Below are 16,561 nucleotides of genomic sequence, written 5' to 3' on the forward strand. Positions count from 1 at the left end.
GCGAGAAGGGCATGGTAAAGGTTTTCGCTGGTCCGTGCCGGTGTCGGGCAACATTGGCATTTCTGCTGAATTGTCTTTTTGGCAAGGATAAAAGAGGCGCTGCCGAAACAGTGTTGCGAGCCGATGAAATAAGCCGATATCGAGGCATGGATTGCCGTGCATGAATGCGTATCAACTGCGTATAATAAAAATCCCTCATACGGAACTAATGTTCATGTCAATGGTCGAGTTGGCGCTGCGTCGCCCTTACACGTTTATTGTGATGGCGCTGCTCATCGTGCTGGCTACGCCATTGGCGCTGATGAAAATGGCGACCGACATTTTCCCGGAAATCAATATTCCGGTCATCAGCATCATCTGGAACTACAACGGCTTGTCAGCGCAGGAAATGGGGCAGCGCATCGCCTCGCAAAACGAACGCGGGCTGACCACCGTCGTCAGCGACATCGAACATATCGAATCGCAATCGCTGGCCGGGGTCGCGGTGATCAAGGTCTTCTTCCAGCCCAACGCCAATATTCAAAACGCCATCGCGCAGGTAGTGGCTTCGGTGCAATCGCAATTGCGCCAACTGCCGCCGGGGATCACGCCGCCGCTGGTGATCAAATATTCGGCATCGAGCATTCCGGTCATGCAACTGGCATTGTCCAGCCCGACCTTGTCGGAACCCTCCTTGTTCGATGCCGCGGTCAATACCTTGCGGCCGCAACTGATCACCATTCCCGGCGTCGCCGTGCCTTATCCCTACGGCGGCAAGAGCCGGGTGATTTCGGTTGATCTGGATACCCAGGCCTTGCAGGCGCGCGGCTTGTCGCCGGTTGATGTGGTGAACGCGGTCAATGCGCAAAATCTGATTCTGCCCTCCGGCACCGCCAAGTTCGGCGGCACCGAATATACCGTCAAGATGAACGGGTCGCCGGAAGCCGTGGCCGGTCTCAATGATTTGCCGGTGCGTACCAGCAATGGCGCCACCACTTACTTGCGTGATGTGGCGTATGTGCGCGACGGCTTTTCGCCGCAAACCAATATCGTGCGTCAGGATGGCGTGCGCGGGGTGTTGTTGTCGGTACTGAAAAATGGCGGCGCCTCGACGCTGGACATCGTCTCCAACCTGCGCGCCATGCTGCCGCAGGCGCAGCAAACCATGCCGGCCGACGTCAAGATCACGCCGCTGTTCGACCAGTCATTATTCGTCAAGGCTGCGGTCAAGGGCGTAGTGGCCGAAGCGCTGATTGCGGCCGGCCTGACCGCCGCCATGGTGTTGCTGTTCCTCGGTAACTGGCGCAGCACGGTGATCATTGCGCTGACGATTCCGCTGTCGATCCTGACCTCGATTCTGGTGTTGTACATGCTGGGCGAAACACTCAACCTGATGACGCTCGGCGGGCTGGCGCTGTCGGTCGGGATTCTGGTGGATCAGGCGATTGTCACGATTGAAAATATCGAGCGACATCTGCACATGGGCACGCCGTTGCAGCAGGCGATCATTGTCGGCGCCGGCGAAATCGGAGTGCCGGCCTTCGTTTCAACGCTGTGTATCTGTATCGTGTTCGTGCCGATGTTTTTCCTGTCCGGCGTGGCGCGCTTTCTGTTCGTGCCGCTCGCGGAAGCGGTGGTGTTTGCGATGCTGGCCTCCTACATCCTGTCGCGTACGCTGGTGCCGACGCTGGTCATGTTGCTGATGCGTGGCGGCCACGGGCAACCCGCCGGCAAACCGAATCTGCTGCAACGCGTGTATCTCGGCTTCGATAGTCGCTTCGAACATGTGCGGCGCGCCTATACGCTGGTACTGTCTGCCCTGCTGTCGCGCCGGCGCGCATTTGCCACGTGGTTCATGCTGTTTTGCGTAGCCTCGTGTCTGCTGTACCCCTTCCTCGGGCGCGACTTCTTCCCGAATGTCGATGCCGGCCAGATTCGCCTGCATATGCGCGCGGCGACCGGCACCCGGATTGAGGAAACAGCGCGCATCGCCGATCAGGTCGAGGTCGCTATTCGCGAGCTGATCCCGCCGCAAGAACTGGAAACCATTCTCGATAATCTTGGCGTCCCGAACAGCGGTATCAATCTCTCTTACAGCAATGCCGGCACCATCGGCACGCTGGATGGCGAAATTCTGATGTCGCTGCATGAAGGCCACCGCCCGACCGCTGATCTGGTGGCATTGCTGCGCACCGAATTGCCGAAACGGTTTCCGGGTGTGGAATTCTTTTTTCAGCCGGCCGATATCGTGACGCAAATTCTGAACTTCGGTTTACCGGCCGCCATCGACGTCCAGTTCACCGGCGCCAATATGGCAAAGAATGCCGAGCTGGCGGCGCAACTGGTCAAGAAAATTCGCGCAGTGCCGGGCGCCGTCGATGCCCACGTGCATCAACGGCTGGATGGTCCGAGTCTGGATATGCAGATGGATCGCACGCGCCTGCAGCAATTCGGTCTGAGTGCGGCCAATGTCGGCCAGAACGTGTTGATCGCGCTGTCGGGCAGTTCGCAAACCGCGCCGGCATTCTGGCTCAATCCGCAAAACGGCGTGGTGTACAACATCGCGGTACAGTCGCCGCAATACAATGTTGATTCGCTCGATTCCCTGCTCAATATTCCGGTCGGCACCGGCGGTGCCGGCGGCGGCAATACGCAATTGCTCGGCAATCTGGTGGATGTCCGACCGGCCAAGCAAATGGCGATTGCCTCGCGTTACAACATCATGCCGGCGATTGACGTGTATGTCAGTGTGCAGGGAACGGATCTGGCCAGTGTGGCCGGCAAGGTTGCCAGGCTGGTAGATGAAATGCGGCCGGAATTGCCGCGCGGCAGCCAGGTGGTGATTCGCGGCCAGGTGCAAACCATGGAGTCGTCCTTCATCGGCCTCGGTGTCGGTCTGGCGATGGCGATCGTGCTGGTGTATCTGTTGGTGGTGGTGAACTTCCAGTCATGGGTCGACGCCGCCATCATCATCGCCGCCTTGCCGGCGGCGCTGGCCGGGATCGCCTGGATGTTGTTCATCACCGGCACTACCCTGAGCGTGCCGGCGCTGACCGGGGCCATCATGACCATGGGGGTGGCGACCGCCAACAGTATTCTGATCGTCTCGTTCGCGCGGCAACGCCGCGAAGAGGGCGCGACGCCGCTGGCGGCGGCACTGGAATCCGGCGCCACGCGGATTCGTCCGGTGCTGATGACCGCGCTGGCGATGATCATCGGCATGATTCCGATGGCGCTCGGCCTCGGTGAAGGCGCAGAACAAAATGCGCCGCTCGGACGCGCGGTGATCGGCGGCCTGCTGTTTGCCACGGTATCCACTCTGTTTTTCGTTCCCGTCTTGTTTGCGGGCGTGCATCAATGGCTGGCGCGCCGTCAGGCGGCGCAGACCCCGCAAGGACATGGACCGGAAAGTCATGCACCGGTGACGGGCAACAATCCGCAACAGGAGATCTGAAGCAATGTCGCAAGAACGTCATTCCCAACTCGGTATTCATCCGCTTGACCCGGACGGGCAAGGCGAACTGCTCAAGCGCCGGCAGATCGTCAAGCGCACCAAGATCATCACCGTCGTGGTCTTGCTGTTGCTGGCCGCAGGTGCGGTGCGGACCGTGGTCAGTCGCTCGGTCAACGCGCGCGAACTGGAAACCGGCACTGCCGAGCGCGCCAAACAATATGTCAAGACCGCCCAGGTCAAGAGTACCGATGCCGGCCAGACCCTGTCACTGCCGGGCACCTTGCAGGGTTTTGTGCAGTCGCCGATTTCGGCGCGCGCCGGTGGTTATCTGAAACGCTGGTACAAGGATATCGGCAGTCGCGTCAACAAGGGCGATCTGTTGGCCGAGCTGGATACACCGGAAATCGATCAGCAATTATCGCAAGCGGTTGCCGCGCGACAGCAGGCGGCATCGAGTCTGGAACTGGCAAAGAGTACGGTAGACCGCTGGGAAGCCTTGCGCAAAAAAGATGCAGTGTCGCAACAGGAACTCGATGAACGGCGCAGCGGATTTTCGCAGGCGCGTTCGAATCTGGCGGCAGCCGATGCCAATGTCGAGCGCTTGCGTCAGGTGGAGGGATTCAAGCGTATCGTGGCGCCATTTTCGGGCGTCATCACACGCCGCAATGTCGATGTCGGCGATCTGATTGATCCGGGTGCCGGCGGTGGTTCGGCGCGCGCCTTGTTCGTGTTGTCGCAGACCGATCCCTTGCGTGTGTATGTCAACGTGCCGCAGGCCTACGCGCAATTGGTCAGGCAAGGACAGAAAGTGGTTGTGACCCAGGCGGAATTGCGCGGTCAGTCATTCACCGGACAGGTAGCGCGCACGGCGGCGTCGATTGATGCTGCAACGCGCACCATGCAGGTGGAAATCGCCTTGCCCAATCCGGATGGCGCGCTGATGCCGGGCGCATTCGTGCAAGCAGCGTTGCCGCTCAAGCCCAGCGGTGCACTGGTGATTCCGACTGACGCCTTGTTGTTCCGCCGCGATGGCACCATGGTGGCAGTCGTCGACGATAAATTGAAAGTCCGTTTGCAGACGGTGCAGATCGGCCGCAATTATGGGCAAACGGTGGAAGTGCTCAATGGCATCAAGGGCAACGAGCGCTTGATTCTCAATCCTTCCGATTCGGTCGCTGAAGGAGACGAAGTGGCGCTGGCCGCTGAACCCAAGGCCAAATCGTGACAGCGCGGCGTTTGATCGCATGGCCGCTGGCCGCGCTGGTGGCAGCAGTGTTGAGTGCTTGCGCGGCAGGTCCGGATTATCAAAAACCGGAACTGGCGATGCCAGTCAGCTGGCAACTGGAAGCGCCGTGGCAGCAAGGCAAACCGGGTGACAGCGAACCCAAGGGCGCGTGGTGGGAGCGCTTTGGTGATGCGCAGTTGAATGCCTTGGCGCAGCAGGCACTGGCGGGCAATCAGACACTGGCAGCGGCCAATGCCAGGTTGATGCAGGCGCGGGCTTCGGCCAATGCCACCTCGGCCGGCATGTTTCCGCAAGTCGGTCTGAGTGCGCGCGCAGCACGTCAGCGTATTTCCGCCAACCGGCCGCTGACCAATTACGCGTCACCCAATTTCGCCACTGTACAAAATGATTTCGCGCTCGGTCTGAACGTCAGCTACGAAGCCGATCTGTTTGGCCGGGTGCAACGGTCGGTCGAAGGGGCGCGGGCCTCGGCACAGCAATCGGCAGCCGATCTGGAAAACACGCGCTTGTTGCTGACCGCCGAACTGGCTGTCAATTATTTCAGCCTGCGCGAACTGGATGTCGAGCAAGATGTGCTGGCGCAATCCATCGCGCTGCAACGACAGGCATTGGAACTGGCGACCTCGCGCCATGATCTGGGCGCCACTTCCGGACTCGATGTCGCGCAACAGCAAGCATTGCTGGATACCACGCTGACGCAAGTCGATGTGCTGCGCAAGCAACGCGCGCAATTTGAACACGCCATTGCCACCTTGACCGGCACCCCGGCGCCATTATTTTCCTTGCCGCCGTTGGCGCAGGCCATGACGCCGCCGCCGGTGCCGCTCGGTCTGCCTTCCGATCTGCTGCAACGGCGACCCGATATTGCTGCGGCCGAACGGGCGATGGCTGCGGCCAATGCGCAGATCGGCGTCGCCAGTGCTGCGTTCTATCCAAGCATCATGTTGTTGCCATCGTATGGTGTCGACAGTCGCGCCTGGGGCGCCTTGTTTGATGCCCCGAGTTTGCTGTGGTCACTCGGCGTGTCGGCAACGCAGACATTGTTTGACGGTGGCCGGCTCAATGCCAATGTCGATTTTGCGCGCGCCGGTTATGACGTCGCCGTCGCCAATTACCGGCGCGTGGTCTTGAGTGCAATGCAGGAAGTGGAAGATGGCATTACCGGCGTGGCGACGCTGGAGCGGGCGCATTCACAGGCGCAGACGGCGATTGTCAGCGCCCGCCGCGTACTTGACCTGGCCAACAGCCGTTACGAAGGCGGAGTGGCAACTTATCTTGACGTGATCACCGCGCAGCAGTCGCTGCTCAACAGCGAACGGCAGGCCGCGCAATTGATGGGACAACGTTTGCTGATCTCGGTATTCCTCATCAAGGCACTCGGTGGTGACTGGCAAGGCGCACAACAAACTGTCATGCAGACTTCGGGTTCGCCAGTATCTCAAGGCCAATAGCGCGGATGGCTGGATGCGGCGATTGCGCCAGTTCCGGTCCGATCTTTTCCAGAAAGCCGGCGGTAGCGGTGGCGGGAATCTTGCGCAGCCACGCCGCGGCTTCATTGATGCTGCCGCGTTCCGCCAGCATGGTCGCGTAACTGTACTGTCCGCGAAAATCACCGCCCTGCGCCGACTGCCGGTAGTAGGCAAATGCCATCGTCTTGTCGGCGGCAACGGCGATGCCTTCTTCATAAAAGCGGCCGACCAGATTGAGCGATTTCGCATGCCCCGATTCGGCTGCCTTGCGATACCAGGCCAGCGCCGCAACCTGATCCTGACTGACGCCATTGCCGGTGCTCAGCAGATTGGCATAGTTGTACATGCCCCAATCCAATCCCTGTTCCGCCGCTTGCCGAAACCAGTCGGCCGCCGCTGCCGCATCGACCGCGACGCCCCAGCCATATTGCAGACAGCGCCCGGCCATGTTCATCGCCATCGCATGCCCGTTGCGCGCCGCGGTGACAAACCAGCGGGCCGCGTCCTGCTGATTTTTTTCGGTACCGTGCCCGTCCAGCAATAACTGGCCGAGCATGGCCTGGGCCTGTGCGTCACCGAGTTCGGCTGCTGCTTTCAGAAAGCGAGCAAGTTCGCCGGGTTCACCGGCGAGCAAAGTCTGCCATTGCGGTGCCGTCATGGCATGCAGCTCTTGGACCGAGGTCGGTGGAAGGTGAGTCGGGGATGGCGACATGATGATCAGTGAAAAATAAGTACAACGAAAGCAGTGCAATCCGGCTGTTTCCCGGTGGCTACAAGGCGCGGCGGGCGTTGCAGGAGTGCCACAGCCAAATGAGAAATAATATCATTTGTCTTTCGAATAATAACGATTTTCATTAACATTTGTCAGTCAGTTGTCAGCAATTGTTAGTGATATTGCCAAAAAGCCATTTTCAAACGCCATTAATCAGTACGCTTCGCCAGCCACACGGTCTCAACCGCATTAGCCAGCCCTAGTACTTTTCACCATCAATACCAGGGAAGGAATGCAATGAATCACCGTTTAACCCCTATCGCCGCAACCATGTTTGCCGCCGTGGCAGCGCCACTGGCGATGCAACCGGCGTTTGCGCAGACTGCTGCCAATGCGGCGTTGCCGGAAATCACGGTCAAGGAGAGCGCCGACAATGGCGTCAAGGTAGACACTGCCTCGTCAGTGAAATTTACCGCTCCGCTGCTGGATACACCGAAATCGGTGACAGTGATTCCTTCGCAAGTGATCAGCCAGACTGGTTCCACTTCATTGGTAGAAGCATTGCGTACGACGCCAGGCATCAGTTTTACTGCGGGTGAAGGTGGCACGCCGATTGGTGATCGCCCGACTATCCGCGGCTTTGATGCCCAGAGCAGTACTTTTATCGATGGCGTGCGTGATACAGGTTCACAGACCCGGGACATTTTCAATATTGAGTCGATTGAAGTCGTGCGCGGTTCCGACAGTACCAACGGTGGCCGCAGCGGCGCCGGCGGCAGCATCAATCTGGTGACCAAGACACCAAAGAAGGAAGCATTCAATGAAGTGAATGTCGGTGTCGGCACCGACAACTACAAGCGGGTAGTCGCAGACAGCAACATCCTGCTCGGTGACAATGCCGCGATCCGTTTGAACGCCATGTATTACGATGCGAATGTTGCCGGTCGCGATAACGTTGACGGCACGCGTTGGGGTTTTGCGCCATCGCTCAAATTCGGCTTGACCGGACCGACATCGGTAACGCTCAGCTACTATCACATGCAATCCAGCGACATGCCGGATTACAGCACGCCATACCAGAATAGCGGTGTACGCACCAAAGCCAATCCTGAAGGCCCGGTCAGCATCGGGCGCAAATTCTATGGTCTGACAGATCGTGATTTCCGTGATACCAAGACCGATATCGGCACCGTGCAAGTACAGCACGATTTTGGTAACTCACTGGTGGTGCGCAATACAACACGTTATGGCAAAACCTCGAATGATTTTATCGTCACCAATCCGGACGATTCGGCCGGCAACGTGAAAAACGGTTTTGTGTACCGCTCACCGAAGAGCCGTATTGCAGACACCACGACACTGACGAACCAAACCGATTTGACCGGAGAATTCAAGACGGGCAGTCTCAATCACAAATTTGCGGTGGGCCTTGAATTGACCCGTGAAGAGACCAACGTCGGTGGCTACACAATTTTCCCTAACGCCCTGTTGAGCGGCGCCGGCCGGACATGTGGCGCGGCATTGCTGGCAAATTACAATTGCACCAGCTTGTACAATCCCAATGCCAATGATCCTTGGAGAGGGAGCATCGTCACTTCGCCGTTGTCGACCAAGACGGTCACCAATACCAAATCGATTTACGGTATCGATACGATGGAGTTGACCAAGGATTTGTTCCTGAATCTCGGTTTGCGTTATGACAGCTACAGCACTACTGCAAGTACACCTACCTATACTGCGATTGTGCCGACGACAGTGAACGGCGTTTCACGGCCTGCAGGCAGCACCATTCAGGGCACTTCGCTTGGCAATAACGCCAGCTTCTGGAATTATTCCGCCGGCCTGGTTTACAAGCTGACACCTGAAGGCAGCATTTATGCATCGTACTCGACGGCATCTTCGCCGCCAGGTGCCAGCACCGGCGACGGTGGCGACAACATTTCTGCCGCCAACCAGGCCTTGCCACCGGAGCGTACCCGCACGATGGAAATCGGTACCAAGTGGGATTTGTTTGATAAGCAATTGTCGTTGACTGCCGCCGTATTCAAGATTCAGAAGAATAATGCGCGGGTCTCCATCGACGCCAATACCCAGGCAGTCGCTGGCAAGCAGGAAGTCGAAGGATTTGAACTTGGTGTGGCGGGTAATCTGACCAAGAAGTGGACTGTGTTCGGCGGTTATAGCCACATGAACAGCAAGCTGGTCGACAATGGTAGCTACAACGGTGCAGCAGCCAACAATGGCAACCAGTTTCCCAATACGCCGGAAGACAGCTTCAGCTTGTGGAATACCTATGAAATCATGCCCAAGCTGACTCTGGGTGCCGGTGTCTATTATGTTTCCCGTGTCTTTGGCAATACTGCCAATACCCTCTATGTGCCGTCGTATGTTCGTTACGATGCCATGGCTACCTATGCCGTCAACAAGAATGTGACGTTGCAACTGAACGTACAGAATCTGACCGACAAGATCTATTACGATCAGGCATTCACTACGCACTATGCACACATGGCACCGGGTCGCTCGGCAGTGTTGAGCGCCAACCTGCGGTTCTGATCAGGATCGTGTGATGTTTGAAATCGTCACCGTAGCAAGGTGACGCGAATCGCAGAAGTAAAGAAAAAGGGGTGCCGCTTTAAAACGGCACCCCTTTTCTATTTGTTGCGGAAGAATATTGTCAGTGCGCTGCCGAAGTATCCGCCACCCGTGTCGGCTTCGGTGCAAACCACACCGCTATCGCGGCCAGCAGGAATGACCCGGCGGCCAGCATGAAGATGTGGTTGGTCGACAGCATGATGCTTTGCGACTGCACCGTCTGTTCAATGCTGAGGCGGGCCTGGTCAATCGACATGCCTGACTGCAGCAAGGCGTTGGTGGCATCGCCCATGCGGTCCACCAGACCGGACAGTTCGGCGTGATAGTGGATCGCCTGGTTTTCCCAGCCGGTATTGACCAGCGACGTCGCAATCGCGCCGGCCATGGTGCGGCAAAAACTCATCAGGCCGGCAGCCGATGCCATTTCTTCCGGCTTGACACTGCTCAGCGCCAGCGCCGTCAGCGGCACGAAGAACAAGGGCAGGCCGATACCTTGTGCCAGCAACGGCCATGCGATCTGGAACGTGGTCATGTCGGTGGTGTTGAAGCTGCGCATCAAGGTCACCATGCCCAGCCACATCACCCCGAAAAATACCAGCTTGCGCGGATCGACCTTGGTCGCCAGTTTGGCCACAAACGGTGCCGTCAACACCGCCAGAATACCGCTCATGGCCGTGGTCTGGCCGGAGTGGGTGGCGGTATAGCCCATGTAGCCCTGCAACCAGAGCGGGGTCAGCACGGTGGCGCCGAAGAAGGCGCCGAACGCCAGGCAAATGGTAGTGACGCTGGCGGTAAATCCGCGATGCCGGAATACCCGCAGATCGACAATCGGATTGCGCTCGGTCAGTTCCCAGATCAGGAAGGCGACAAAGCCGGCGACTGCAATCAACGCCAGGATGATGATTTCATTCGAAGCAAACCAATCCTTTTCCTTGCCTTCGTCGAGCATGATCTGCAATGCCGCAACCCAGATGATCATCAGGATCAGGCCGATCTTATCGATCGGCAATTTCATCATCGGCGATTCGTAGCGACGCAGCATCTTCCAGCCGATATAGCCACAGACCAGCGCCACCGGGACGTTGATGAAGAAAATATAAGGCCAGCTATATTGGTCACACAACACACCACCAAGGATCGGTCCGGCAATCGGTGCAATCAGTGTGGTCATGGCCCACAACCCGACCGCAGCGGGTGCTTTTTCTTTCGGGAAGATGCGCAACAGCAGGGTTTGCGACAACGGCATCAGCGGCCCGCCGGCCAGACCTTGCAACACGCGGAAGGCAATCAGCATCCCGAGCGAATTGGCAAAGCCGCACAGCGCCGAGAAGATGCCGAACAAGATCATCGAGGTGATGAAGACCCGCACCGTACCAAAGCGGTTGGCCAGCCAGCCGGTCAGCGGTACGGTGATCGCTTCGGCCACGGCATACGATGTAATGACGTAAGTGCCCTGACTGGTCGAGGCGCCCAGCGCGCCGGAAATGGTGGAGACCGAGACGTTGGCAATCGTGGTGTCAAGGACGGCGATGAAATTGGCGGCAGCCAGCAGCATGCCGGCCCCGATCAACTGAGCGCCTTGCAGCGGCTGGCTCAGAAAATCGGCGGAGGACGAGGAAGAGGACGACATGGTCTGTTACATGCTGGCGGTAGTGGTTGCTGCGGCTTGATCCTTGCTGCGGGTATCGATCGATACTTCCATCGACAGACCGACGCTGAGCGGCTCTTTGGTCAATTCCTTGCTGTCGATCGAGATGCGCACCGGCAAGCGCTGCACCACCTTGACCCAGTTACCGGTGGCATTCTGTGCCGGGATCACGGCGAACGCTGAACCGGTACCGCCCGAGACACCGATGACCGTGCCGTGATATTCAACTGCGCTGCCGTACAGATCGGCTTTCATCGTCACCGGTTGGCCGATATGTACCTGGGTCAACTGGCTTTCCTTGAAATTGGCGTCCACGTGCAATGACTGAATCGGTACCACTGACAACAGTGCCGTACCGGCCTGCACCCGCTGTCCGACTTGCACCTGACGACGGGCGATGACGCCGTCGACGGGCGCCCGCAACACGGTGCGTTCCAGATCCAGTTTGGCCTGATCGCGTTTGGCACGGGCCAGTGCCACTTCGGGGTTGGTATCGACGGTGGTGTCGGCGGTCAGCACGGTGCTGGCTTTTTGCGCACCGACGGTGGCGCTGCGGTTGGCTTTGGCTTGTACTTCACCGGCTTCTGCCGCTTTCAGATTGGCTTGGGCGGTCAGCAACATGGTGCGGGCGTTGCTCAACTCTTCACCCGACACCGAACCGGATTTGGCCAGCGCTTCGCGGCGGCGCAGATCAAGTTCAGCGCGCTGCAGATCGGCTTGTGACGACAGCAGTTGGGCGGCGGCGCGTTTTTGTTCGGCATCGCGTGCCAGCACTTGTGCGGCCAGTCCGCTGTCATTGGCGAAATAGCCCTGCACCCGGCGCTGGGCCCGGCCCAGATCGGCTTCGGCCTGTGCCAGTGCCAGACGGGCATCGCTGTCGTCGATGACGATCAGAATGTCGCCTTGCTTGACGGCCTGGGTATCGACTACCTTGACAGCGGCGACGATGCCGTTGATGGCTGGTGTGACTTGCGAAATTTCGGCGGCGGTATAGGCATTGTCGGTGCTGACATAACGCGAGCCGATAAAGTGCCAGTACGTAGCGTAGCCGACTGCCGCAACGATGACGACGGCGCCAAAGATGCTGAACAGCTTTTTACGTTTTTGCGAGGTGGCGCGGGCAGCGGCTTCATCTGCGGCGATGACATTAAGTGCAGCCTGGGAATCACTGTGAGACATGGAGGTACCTTTTGTATACGGGGCAACTAAGGGTCAAAATAAAATCAAAAGAGAATTCAGATGGTGGCCGGCTGATAACCGCCGCCGAGCGCACGCACCATCGCAACATCGAGCGCGAACATGCGCGAACGCAAGGTCGACAGATCACGCAGATTGCTGAGCAGTGAATCTTGTGCGTTCAAGACATCGAGATAATTGGCGAGGCCGCCTTCATAACGATTGCGGGCAATGCGATAGGCATCTTGCGCAGCGTCGGCGGCTTCGGTCACTTTTTCGAGCCGGCCGCTCAAGGCCTTTTCACTGACGGCAACATCGGCTACGTCTTGCAATGCCTGAGTGACGGCGCTGTCATAGTTGGCGACGGCTTCGTCATAGCTGCCGCTGGCGGAACGGTACTGACCACGCAAGCGGCCGCCTTCAAAAATCGGCAGTGAAATGGCCGGGCCGATGCTGCCGATATCCGAGCCGGCGCTGGTCAGCAAATTCAAGCCCAGCGACTGAAAGCCGAAGTAGGCTTTCAAATTCACGTTGGGATAGAACTGCGCGCGCGCCACCTTGATTTGTTTGGCGGCGGCTTCGGCACGCAGACGCGCAGCCACCACATCCGGGCGACGGCCCAGAAGATTGACCGGCAACGCGCTTGGCAAACCAAACGGTTTGGACAAATCAAGTACCGGACGCACCAATTGCAGGCCGCGATCCGGTCCGGCTCCGGCCAGTGCAGCCAGCTTGTTGCGTTGCAAGTCGATCGATTCGTTCACGCTCAGCAAGTCGGCTTCGGCCATTGCCCGCCGCGCTTGCATCTGTTTGACGCTGCCGGTGGTTTCCAGACCGTTGAGGCGACGTTGGTCGAACAGCTCCAGCGTTTCCTTGCGCACTTGCAGCGCCGCTTCGGCGGTATCGCGCTGGCTCAGCAGGCGTTCGAATTCAGCGTAGGCCGAAGCGAGGGAGGTGGCCAGCGTGATGCGCGCCTGCGCAGCGTCGGCTTTGGCCGCATCCAGTTCGGAGGTAGCGGCGGCCAATGCCGCCCGGTTCTTGCCCCAGAAATCGATTTCGTAGCTGAAGTTCAGTGTGGCCTGGGTTTCGTTGTTGTAATCCTTGGGTACGAAGTCAGCCGGCACGCCGTTGTTGTAACTCTGCTTCATGTGATCCAGCGAAGCATTGGCGCTGACTTGCGGTAACAGCGCCGCGCCTTGCTGCTGCGCGATGCCTTCGGCTTTCAGCAAACGTGCCTGCGCTGCGGCCAGCGATGGCGCACCACGCAGGGCTTCGTCAATCAAGGCATTCAGTTGCTGGTCGCCATAGATTTTCCACCAGGCATCTTCAGGCCAGGCCGCGGCAGTACCTGCCAGCGTTTGCGTGGATTGATAGTCCGTGATGGTTTTGGGTTCGGCGCGCGGACCAAGTTCAGAGAACTGGGCACAGCCGCCAAGGGCCAGCGCCAGCAAAACGGCACCGGTCAAACCGGTGCCGCGAAGCAGGAAGGAAGAGGGGAGCGATGTGCGCTGCATGATGAAATCCGTCAATAATTAAACTGTACAGTTCAGTATAGTATTGACTTTTCAGCGCCGTCAAGTAAAACTATGGGCACCAAACGAGATAAAGCAACACGATCAATTTCGGCGTCCGGGTGTTGGTGAGCGGACCACAGGCAGAATCATGGCAAGGAAGCAAGATGCGCAAGAAGAGTGAAGAGCGGCGACAGGCGATACTGGATATCGCTGCCGGCATATTTAATGAAATGGGATTCGAGCGTGCCTCGATGGCGGAGATTTCGTCCAGGCTGGGCGGATCGAAGGCAACGCTATATAACTACTTTTCATCCAAAGAAGAAATTTTCATGGAGGTCATGCGCTGCCAGGCCGGTGAGCAATTCACTGCGGCGTTTGCCAGCCTTGATGAGAATGAAGAGCTTGCCGCTACGCTGCAACGTTTTGGTGCAATGTACCTGACCGTGGTCATGACGCCGGAAGTGGTCGCGATCAAACGCATGGTGTATTACTACGCGGAACGGTCGGCAGTCGGCAAATTGTTATATGAACGCGGGCCGAAACTGGCCTGGACTTGCGCCGCCGGTTTTCTGCAACGGGCGATGGAGAAAAATCAATTGCGCACCGCCGATAGCTGGGTAGCTGCGGTGCAATTGCGGGCCCTGCTGGAATCCGAATGGATCGAGCAGCGTTTGCTGGGGGTGGTCACCAATGTGTCGCCGGCCAAGATCAAATTGTCGGTGGCCCGCGCCGTCGATACCTTCATGCGGGCCTACGCACCGGAAAAAACCGGGTAGCAAAATTTGCGCGGCAACACTGTTGTACGCATTTGTCCGATCTCCCTGCACCGCTTTCAGCGGTGTTTTTTTTGCGGCTCAAAAAACGGTTTGCGCAGCACGCAAAAAAGTCCACAAACCGGCACGTATCGCTTGTCATGCCTGCTTGATAACAAGTGCGCGGCGCCGGATTTGCGCGGTAAAAACTCACTACAAAATAAGCTATAAATAGCCTCTTCTTCTGATCATAGGGCGACTGTGTTCGCCGGTAACATGCGCGGCGATGACTCGGTTTTCGATGATGTGTCAACGCATCTCCCGAGCGCTTGAATTCCTCTTTCGCTCACCCTCACAGGCTCGCCATGAACTGGTTTTACAATTTGAAGATCGCCAAAAAGTTGCTGCTTTCCTTTTTGGTTGTGATCGCTTTGACCGCAGTACTCGGTATCTTTTCCATCCTCCAGCTGACCAAGGTCAATCAGGCCTCAACCGAAATCGCTACCAACTGGTTGCCAAGCATTCGTCTCGGCTTGCAGATGCAGGCATCGCTGGCGCGTTTCCGGGTATCTGAATTGCAGCACATCTTGTCGAACGATGAAGTCGACATGCTGGAAGCTGAAAAAGTCATGCAGACCCGGCTGGGACTGTTGCGCAAGGATGAGGCTGCGTATGAGGCGCTGGTGTCGGAGCCTGACGAGAAAATCATCTTCCCGCAGTTCAAGCAGACGGTCGACCAATATCTGGCCGAGAGCAAGAACGTGATGGCATTGTCGCGCGAAGGCAAAAAAGATGAAGCGCGGGCGATGTTCCGGGTTGATTCTGTCAAATTGTTCCGGCAAGCCAGCGGCCAGCTCGATTCGCTGGTCAAGATCAATGATGACGGCAGCGCCCGTTCCAACGAAGGTGCCGACATTGCCTTCAGCGCTGCCCGCAACTGGATCATCGGTTTGCTCGCCGGCAGCATCGTGATTGCCATGACGCTGGCGGTGTGGATTGCCGGCATCGTATCGCGGCCGCTGGCACAGGCAGTGAAGGTGGCGCAACGGGTTGCCGACGGCGACCTGGCGGCCGACATTCATGCCGTCAGCAACGACGAAACCGGCCAGTTGATGCGGGCGCTCAAGACTATGAACGACAGTTTGCTCAAGATCGTGCGTGAAGTGCGCCTCGGCACCGATACGATTGCCACGGCATCTACGCAAATCGCCTCGGGCAATCTGGATTTGTCGAGCCGTACCGAAGAACAGGCCAGTTCGCTGGAAGAAACGGCGTCGGCAATGGAAGAGCTGACCTCGACCGTGAAGCAGAATGCGGACAACGCACGTCAGGCCAACCAGTTGGCGGTATCGGCCTCGGCCGTGGCGCAGGAAGGCGGCGATGTGGTTGGTCAGGTGGTTGCCACTATGGGTTCGATCAATGATTCCTCCAAGAAGATCGTCGACATCATCAGTGTGATTGATGGCATTGCCTTCCAGACTAATATCCTGGCCTTGAACGCCGCCGTCGAAGCAGCCCGTGCCGGTGAGCAGGGGCGCGGGTTTGCGGTGGTGGCGTCGGAAGTGCGCAGCCTGGCGCAACGCAGTGCCGCTGCGGCCAAGGAAATCAAGGTATTGATCGACGACTCGGTCGAAAAAGTAACCAGCGGCAGCAAGCTGGTCGAGCAAGCCGGTTCCACCATGGCTGAAGTGGTCGGCAGTGTGCGCCGGGTGACCGACATCGTCGGCGAGATCAGCGCCGCTAGCCAGGAACAAAGCACCGGCATTGAAGAAGTCAATCGCGCCATCACCCAGATGGACGAAGTTACCCAACAAAACGCGGCGTTGGTAGAAGAAGCCGCAGCGGCGGCACAATCGCTGCAAGATCAGGCCGGCAAACTGGCGCAGGTGGTCGGCGTGTTCAAGCTCGAACGCAGCATTTCCTGAAGCAGTTATCCCCGGTCGGAAAGCCCGGCCGGGGCACCGTTGTGAGGCCCGTGCCGCCCGCGTGCGGCATGCCCGGCCGCACCGGAAATAC

At 58.2% G+C, this 16,561-nt stretch carries 10 protein-coding genes; 6 read left to right on the forward strand and 4 right to left on the reverse strand.

Annotation, left to right across the window (positions count from 1 at the left end):
- Positions 1–214 precede the first annotated feature (214 nt).
- From AKL27_RS15700 to AKL27_RS15710, 3 genes are read left to right on the forward strand one after another with little or no spacing between them, the layout of a single operon-like run.
- On the forward strand, positions 215–3,433 hold the full coding sequence (locus AKL27_RS15700) for an efflux RND transporter permease subunit (protein ID WP_050463831.1): 3,219 nt from the start codon (positions 215–217) through the stop codon (positions 3,431–3,433).
- Positions 3,434–3,437: 4 nt separating this feature from the next.
- Entirely contained in the window at positions 3,438–4,658 is a 1,221-nt protein-coding gene (locus AKL27_RS15705) for an efflux RND transporter periplasmic adaptor subunit (RefSeq protein ID WP_050463790.1), read from the forward strand.
- Entirely contained in the window at positions 4,655–6,130 is a 1,476-nt protein-coding gene (locus AKL27_RS15710) for an efflux transporter outer membrane subunit (protein WP_050463791.1), read from the forward strand. The genes AKL27_RS15705 and AKL27_RS15710 overlap by 4 nt, the downstream gene beginning before the upstream one ends.
- Here AKL27_RS15710 and AKL27_RS15715 read toward each other — a convergent pair.
- Complete coding sequence (locus tag AKL27_RS15715; RefSeq protein WP_157056950.1) at positions 6,090–6,806, reverse strand: tetratricopeptide repeat protein; 717 nt, start codon at positions 6,804–6,806, stop codon at positions 6,090–6,092. The two genes, AKL27_RS15710 and AKL27_RS15715, sit on opposite strands and share 41 nt — an antisense overlap.
- 351 nt (positions 6,807–7,157) lie before the next feature.
- On the opposite strand from AKL27_RS15715, the gene AKL27_RS15720 reads away from it, so the two are divergent.
- On the forward strand, positions 7,158–9,416 hold the full coding sequence (locus tag AKL27_RS15720) for a TonB-dependent receptor (protein WP_050463792.1): 2,259 nt from the start codon (positions 7,158–7,160) through the stop codon (positions 9,414–9,416).
- A gap of 121 nt (positions 9,417–9,537) precedes the next feature.
- On the opposite strand, the gene AKL27_RS15725 is transcribed toward AKL27_RS15720, so the two are convergent.
- The 3 genes from AKL27_RS15725 to AKL27_RS15735 are packed head-to-tail and all read right to left on the reverse strand — an operon-like array spanning position 9,538 to position 13,793.
- On the reverse strand, positions 9,538–11,085 hold the full coding sequence (locus AKL27_RS15725) for a DHA2 family efflux MFS transporter permease subunit (protein ID WP_050463793.1): 1,548 nt from the start codon (positions 11,083–11,085) through the stop codon (positions 9,538–9,540).
- A 6-nt stretch (positions 11,086–11,091) separates the two neighbouring features.
- A complete protein-coding gene (locus AKL27_RS15730) occupies positions 11,092–12,282 on the reverse strand; it encodes an HlyD family secretion protein (protein WP_050463794.1) in 1,191 nt (396 codons plus the stop codon).
- Between the two features lie 56 nt (positions 12,283–12,338).
- Entirely contained in the window at positions 12,339–13,793 is a 1,455-nt protein-coding gene (locus tag AKL27_RS15735) for an efflux transporter outer membrane subunit (protein WP_050463833.1), read from the reverse strand.
- Between the two features lie 164 nt (positions 13,794–13,957).
- Between AKL27_RS15735 and AKL27_RS15740 the strand changes: the two genes are divergently transcribed.
- Both AKL27_RS15740 and AKL27_RS15745 read left to right on the forward strand, forming a co-directional pair.
- Positions 13,958–14,569 carry a TetR/AcrR family transcriptional regulator gene (locus AKL27_RS15740; protein ID WP_050463795.1) on the forward strand — a complete coding sequence of 204 codons (612 nt, stop codon included), beginning with the start codon at positions 13,958–13,960 and terminating at the stop codon, positions 14,567–14,569.
- A 341-nt stretch (positions 14,570–14,910) separates the two neighbouring features.
- Positions 14,911–16,470 carry a methyl-accepting chemotaxis protein gene (locus AKL27_RS15745; protein ID WP_050463796.1) on the forward strand — a complete coding sequence of 520 codons (1,560 nt, stop codon included), beginning with the start codon at positions 14,911–14,913 and terminating at the stop codon, positions 16,468–16,470.
- The last annotated feature ends 91 nt before the right edge of the window (positions 16,471–16,561 follow it).

This window comes from Herbaspirillum autotrophicum, from assembly GCF_001189915.1.
In the GTDB taxonomy this organism is placed as follows: Bacteria; Pseudomonadota; Gammaproteobacteria; order Burkholderiales; family Burkholderiaceae_D; genus Herbaspirillum; species Herbaspirillum autotrophicum.

Excerpts from the sequence above, each read along its gene's own strand:
- AKL27_RS15745 (WP_050463796.1), top strand. The coding sequence starts at position 14,911 with ATGAACTGGTTTTACAATTTGAAGATCGCCAAAAAGTTGCTGCTTTCC.
- AKL27_RS15740 (WP_050463795.1), top strand. The coding sequence starts at position 13,958 with ATGCGCAAGAAGAGTGAAGAGCGGCGACAGGCGATACTGGATATCGCT.
- AKL27_RS15715 (WP_157056950.1), bottom strand. The coding sequence starts at position 6,806 with ATGACGGCACCGCAATGGCAGACTTTGCTCGCCGGTGAACCCGGCGAA.
- AKL27_RS15735 (WP_050463833.1), bottom strand. The coding sequence starts at position 13,793 with ATGCAGCGCACATCGCTCCCCTCTTCCTTCCTGCTTCGCGGCACCGGT.
- AKL27_RS15730 (WP_050463794.1), bottom strand. The coding sequence starts at position 12,282 with ATGTCTCACAGTGATTCCCAGGCTGCACTTAATGTCATCGCCGCAGAT.
- AKL27_RS15705 (WP_050463790.1), top strand. The coding sequence starts at position 3,438 with ATGTCGCAAGAACGTCATTCCCAACTCGGTATTCATCCGCTTGACCCG.
- AKL27_RS15700 (WP_050463831.1), top strand. The coding sequence starts at position 215 with ATGTCAATGGTCGAGTTGGCGCTGCGTCGCCCTTACACGTTTATTGTG.
- AKL27_RS15720 (WP_050463792.1), top strand. The coding sequence starts at position 7,158 with ATGAATCACCGTTTAACCCCTATCGCCGCAACCATGTTTGCCGCCGTG.
- AKL27_RS15725 (WP_050463793.1), bottom strand. The coding sequence starts at position 11,085 with ATGTCGTCCTCTTCCTCGTCCTCCGCCGATTTTCTGAGCCAGCCGCTG.